The 699-nt window shown below is 46.4% G+C and carries 1 rRNA gene; it reads right to left on the reverse strand.

Annotated features, from left to right (window positions below):
* Positions 1-592, reverse strand: a 23S ribosomal RNA gene (locus ACRPLQ_RS26330); the annotation flags it as partial.
* Positions 593-699 lie beyond the last annotated feature (107 nt).

Below are 699 nucleotides of genomic sequence, written 5' to 3' on the forward strand. Positions count from 1 at the left end.
TTAACGGGCTCTGACTACTTGTAGGCACACGGTTTCAGGATCTCTTTCACTCCCCTTCCGGGGTGCTTTTCACCTTTCCCTCACGGTACTGGTTCACTATCGGTCACTAGGTAGTATTTAGCCTTGGGAGATGGTCCTCCCAGCTTCCGACGGAATTTCACGTGTTCCGCCGTACTCAGGATCCACTCAAGAGGGAACGAAGTTTCAACTACAGGGTTGTTACCTTCTTCGACGGACCTTTCCAGGTCGCTTCATTTACTTCGTTCCTTTGTAACTCCGTATAGAGTGTCCTACAACCCCAAGAGGCAAGCCTCTTGGTTTGGGCTAATTCCGTTTCGCTCGCCGCTACTCAGGAAATCGCATTTGCTTTCTCTTCCTCCGGGTACTTAGATGTTTCAGTTCCCCGGGTCTGCCTTCAATATCCTATGTATTCAGATAAAGATACTGTTCCATTACGAACAGTGGGTTTCCCCATTCGGAAATCTCCGGATCAAAGCTCACTTACAGCTCCCCGAAGCATATCGGTGTTAGTCCCGTCCTTCATCGGCTCCTAGTGCCAAGGCATTCACCGTGCGCCCTTTCTAACTTAACCATTAGCGAATAAATGGTACAACATAAAGTTGTGTTATTTATTGGTTTGATTAAAGAAAAGTTTCACTTTTCCTCAGCAATTACTGTTATCTAGTTTTCAAAGAACAA

The sequence above is a fragment of the Priestia sp. TRN 1309 genome (genome assembly GCF_050846875.1).
Classification (GTDB): domain Bacteria; phylum Bacillota; class Bacilli; order Bacillales; family Bacillaceae_H; genus Priestia; species Priestia zanthoxyli.